The sequence below is a fragment of the Polaribacter sp. genome, assembly GCF_965656025.1.
GTDB lineage: Bacteria > Bacteroidota > Bacteroidia > Flavobacteriales > Flavobacteriaceae > Polaribacter.
Genome location: NZ_CBFHJT010000038.1, coordinates 1,317 through 6,111, shown reverse-complemented (window position 1 = coordinate 6,111; position 4,795 = coordinate 1,317). Strand labels below are relative to the sequence as shown.

7 protein-coding genes are annotated in these 4,795 nt (G+C 29.3%); 5 read left to right on the top strand and 2 right to left on the bottom strand.

The window, feature by feature from the left end:
- From ACTG3S_RS08655 to ACTG3S_RS08635, 5 genes are all read left to right on the top strand, one after another.
- Positions 1-555: SH3 domain-containing protein (locus ACTG3S_RS08655; protein WP_439128959.1), on the top strand; the 555-nt coding region annotated here is incomplete at its 5' end.
- Between the two features lie 51 nt (positions 556-606).
- Positions 607-915, top strand: a complete 309-nt coding sequence (locus ACTG3S_RS08650; protein WP_439128958.1) for a hypothetical protein — start codon at positions 607-609, stop codon at positions 913-915.
- Positions 916-1,003: 88 nt separating this feature from the next.
- Positions 1,004-2,584 (top strand): SulP family inorganic anion transporter, encoded by a 1,581-nt coding sequence (locus ACTG3S_RS08645; protein ID WP_439128957.1) that lies wholly within the window; start codon positions 1,004-1,006, stop codon positions 2,582-2,584.
- 24 nt (positions 2,585-2,608) lie between these two features.
- Positions 2,609-3,238, top strand: coding sequence for a carbonic anhydrase family protein (locus ACTG3S_RS08640; protein WP_439128956.1), 630 nt, complete (start codon positions 2,609-2,611; stop codon positions 3,236-3,238).
- Positions 3,239-3,354: 116 nt separating this feature from the next.
- Complete coding sequence (locus ACTG3S_RS08635) at positions 3,355-3,981, top strand: carbonic anhydrase (protein WP_439128955.1); 627 nt, start codon at positions 3,355-3,357, stop codon at positions 3,979-3,981.
- An 11-nt stretch (positions 3,982-3,992) separates the two neighbouring features.
- Here ACTG3S_RS08635 and ACTG3S_RS08630 read toward each other — a convergent pair whose 3' ends face one another.
- Together ACTG3S_RS08630 and ACTG3S_RS08625 are read right to left on the bottom strand one after the other, a co-directional pair.
- A complete protein-coding gene (locus ACTG3S_RS08630) occupies positions 3,993-4,382 on the bottom strand; it encodes a hypothetical protein (RefSeq protein ID WP_439128954.1) in 390 nt (129 codons plus the stop codon).
- A gap of 39 nt (positions 4,383-4,421) precedes the next feature.
- Positions 4,422-4,795: CvpA family protein (locus tag ACTG3S_RS08625; protein ID WP_439128953.1), on the bottom strand; the 374-nt coding region annotated here is incomplete at its 5' end.

Genomic DNA, 4,795 nt, shown 5'->3' with positions numbered 1-4,795 from the left:
AAAGTGGGTCCTTCCATTTTTTATTACGAAAAAGCTTTACAATTAAACCCACTAAACCAAGATGTAAAAAACAATTTGGTATTTGCAAAACGTTTGGCTTTAGACAATATAGAGGAAGTTCCAAAAACAGTATTGCAAAAATTAAACGCAAATTACTTGCAGCAACTATCTTACAATCAATGGGCAGTTGTGGTAGTCGTATTTGCAATTTTAGCTTCCTTATTGTTTTTGTTATTTTACTTTGCAGAAACTCCAAAAAGAAAAAGACTGTTTTTTACGACAAGCATTATAAGTTTTATACTTTTAATATTGACCACTTTTATAACTTACCATCAATATAATCAAAGTAAAAAAAATATAGAAGCCATTGTTTTTGCAGAAGAAACAGTTATTAGAAATGCCCCAACTTTAAACTCTGAAGATGTTTTTACTTTACATGAAGGCACCAAAGTTAAAGTTTTAGACACTATAGAAAATTGGAAAAAAATTAAAATTGCAGATGGTAAACAAGGTTGGATTATTGCCGAAGAAATAAAACTACTGACTAGTAAATAATGCTTTTGCAAAAAATTTTCATACATTTGGTTAAAACCAAAATTGTATCTATTGAAAACAAAGATTGCCTTCTTTTTCTCCATAATATTTATTAGTCTTCTAATTACTCCAACAATTATTAGTTTAGTAGACAACTCTCAAAATATTGCCTATTTTATAGACATAAATGAAGAGGAAGAAGAAAATAATGGTAAAGAAGAATCTAAGGTAAATACCGAAATTAAGATAGAAACCACTTCATACTGCAAATCTTTTGTTATCAATAATATTCAAAAAAGTAAAAAAATACGCTTTTTATCTAAAAAGTACACCTGTAAATATTCTAAGATAGCAACACCTCCACCAAGAATTATAGCATAAATTTCGCATTATAATTCAACAAAAAAAATCAATATTTAATAACAAACAAAACTCTAATTTAAAAAATTAGATAACAAAATAAATATATATGTTTAAACACATAAAAAGCGATTTACCTGCAAGTATCGTAGTATTTTTCGTAGCATTACCTTTATGTTTAGGTATTGCATTAGCAAGTGGTGCCCCTCTTTTTTCTGGTTTAATTGCTGGTATTATTGGAGGTATAATTGTAGGCGCTTTAAGTGGTTCTAAAATTGGTGTTAGTGGTCCTGCTGCGGGTTTAGCAGCAATTGTATTAACCGCTATTGGTACTTTAGGTGGTTATGAAAACTTTTTGGTAGCTGTAGTAATTGGTGGTGTAATTCAATTAATTTTTGGTATTTTAAAAGCCGGTATTATTGGGTATTATTTTCCATCATCTGTCATTAAAGGGATGTTAACTGGTATCGGAATTATTATCATATTAAAACAAATACCTCACTTTTTTGGGTATGATGCAGAACCTGAAGGTGCAGATAGTTTTATAGAAGCTTCAGGAGAAAACACTTTTTCAGCAATTTTAAATATTACAGATAATATTACTTTAGGTTCTACCATTATTGGTTTTATTGGTTTGGGTATTTTATTACTTTGGAGTAATGTATTGGCTAAAAAAGGCAAAATATTCCAAATCATTCAAGGCCCTTTAGTTGCTGTTATTGCAGGTATTTTATATTATTTTTTTACAACAGAAAACTCTAAATATGGTATTAATTCAGAGCATTTAGTAAGTGTTCCAGTTCCAGATAGTTTAAACTCATTTTTAGGGCAATTTAGCTTTCCTAACTTTAGTGCTATTACCAACCCAGAAGTTTGGGTAACAGGTTTTACCATTGCTTTAGTAGCAAGTTTAGAAACGCTACTTTGTGTAGAAGCTACAGATAAATTAGATCCACATAAAAATGTAACACCAACAAATAGAGAATTATTAGCACAAGGAACTGGAAATATACTTTCTGGTTTGGTTGGCGGTTTACCAATAACCCAAGTAATTGTTAGAAGTTCTGCCAACATACAATCTGGAGGTAGAACAAAATTTTCCGCTATTCTTCATGGTTTTTTATTGTTAATTTCGGTCATATTAATTCCTACTTTATTAAATAAAATCCCTTTATCTGTATTAGCAGCAGTGTTATTAGTTGTGGGATATAAATTGGCAAAACCTGCTTTATTTAAGCAAATGATTCGATTAGGATGGAAACAATGGGTACCATTTTTTGTAACGGTTATTGGTATTGTTTTTACAGATTTATTAGTAGGTATTGGTTTAGGATTATTGGTAGGTATTGTTGTTATTTTAATAAAAAGTTTCCAAAACTCTCACTTTTTACACAAAGAAGGTGAAGACGTTGATGATGGAAAAATTAAAATGACACTAGCAGAAGAAGTTACCTTTTTTAATAAAGGAGCTATTTTAAAAGAATTAGACAAGTTACCAGTAAACAGCTATTTAGAATTAGATGTTAGAAAAACTAAATATTTAGACAACGATATTATAGAAATTTTAGAAGATTTTATCATAAAAGCAAAAGAAAGAAACATAGATATTAAGCTAATTTCTGAAAGAGGTATTGTAGAAAACCCTAACAGTTTTGTAGATTTTTTTAAGAATAAGCCCAAATTAGCATAAACGAATTTAAAATATAAAATAATTATGAAAGCACATACAAGAGAAACCCAGTCTACCATGACTCCAGAAAAGTCATTACGCTATTTAAAAGAAGGAAATAAAAGGTTTCAAAACAATTTAAAAGCTAATAGAAACCTTTTAGAACAAGTAAATGATACTAGCGAAGGGCAATTCCCTTTTGCAACAATTTTAAGCTGTATAGACTCTAGAGTTTCTGCAGAATTAGTTTTCGATCAAGGTTTAGGTGATATTTTTAGCGTAAGAATTGCAGGTAATTTTATAAATGAAGACATTTTAGGTAGTATGGAGTTTGCATGTAAGCTTGCAGGAACAAAACTAATTGTTGTTTTAGGTCACACAAGTTGTGGTGCTATTAAAGGGGCTTGCGATGATGCAAAACTTGGAAATTTAACAACAATGTTAAGTAAAATAAAGCCTGCAGTAAATGCAATTTCAGAACCCAAAGAAGCTGATAAGAGAAATTCTGCCAACCTAGAATTTGTAGATGCTGTATCTGCTAAAAACGTGTTATTATCAATCGATAGAATTAAAGCCGAAAGCCAAGTATTATCAGAAATGCACGAAGATGGAGAAATAATGATTGTTGGTGCGATGTATAATATACAAGACGGATCTGTAAAATTTTACGAATAATTATTTTTCCCTTTTAAAAACAATTAAAAAGAGAGTCTTTAACTTTTAAAGGCTCTCTTTTTTACTTTTAAATAATTACATTAGTGCACATAAAAATAGAACCCTAAATACTAAAAATGGATATAGATAAAGTTTTTAAAAACAATAAAAGTTGGATTAAAGAAAAACTTCTAATAGACAAAGATTTTTTTGAGCATTTAGGAAAGGGACAAAAACCAGAACTGCTCTATATAGGTTGCTCTGACAGCAGAGTAACTGCAGAAGATTTAATGGGCGCAAAACCAGGAGAAGTTTTTGTTCATAGAAATATTGCAAATATGGTTTCTGGTACAGATTTAAATGTGATGTCTGTTGTAGAATATGCAGTATTAATCTTAAAAGTAAAGCATATAATTGTTTGTGGGCATTATGGTTGTGGTGGTGTTAAAGCGGCTATGCAATCTGTAGACTTAGGTATTTTAAACCCTTGGCTTAGAAACATAAGAGACGTTTATAGAATTCACTCAGAAGAGCTAGATTTAATTTCTAATGAAGATGAAAAATATGAAAGATTAACCGAACTTAATGTAAAAGAACAATGTGTAAACCTAATTAAAACTGCTACTGTACAAAAAGCCATTAGAAACAATGGGTTAAAAATACACGGTTGGGTTTTCGATATTCACTCAGGTAAACTAATAGATTTAAAGATCGATTTTGAAAAGTACTTAGAAGATATTATGAAAATATATCATCTAGACTAGAAAAATTCAAATTATTTCTTTTTAACCTTGGTCATTTTCCATTCCCAAGACCTACCTCCTAATGTTGCTGTATAGTATACTTTTTTACCTCTTACCCTATCTATTTTTATGTGCATTTTAGTACCCGTTTTAAAAGGAAAATTAGGCAAAGTAGCTTCTTCTATAATTAAATGATACTCACAATCGGAAATCCATTCAATTTCAGATTTTATGTAATATTTTTTGTTTTCGTGATACTCTATATACTCATCATCTCCAAATTCTATCAAAACATCTTTACTACCAACTTTGTATTTAAAGCTATTGTTTTTTAAAATCGAACAATCTTTTTTTTCAACTTCAGTAAAAGACATTAAAGACCCTAAGCTAACAAAAGCTACTATAAAAAATAATTTTTTCATGATAAATTTAAAATAGCAATTTACAAAAAACTGCAGATATTATATGGTTACATCTAGGGGTGTTTTCCCTTCTTTTTCAACACCTTTAATGATTGAGGGAAATATTGTGGGGGCAATTTTCTTCACAGGCTCAAACAAAATAGAATTTTCTAAGGTTTCTTTTTCAACAAAAGGAATAGTATCATTCATTTTACCAAAAAAGATAAATATTACACTTAAAATTAACCCTATTTTTAAGGCGCCAAAAACGCCACCTAATATTTTATTTAAAATTCCTAAAGCTGCAAAATCTGCTAATTTTGTTAAAATCTTACCTAACAATGCAATTACAATTATTATGATAATAAAAGTACCTGCAAAGGCTGCTAAAGAAATATATTCTTCTGACCAAGATAAGGATTCTTTTAAAAAAT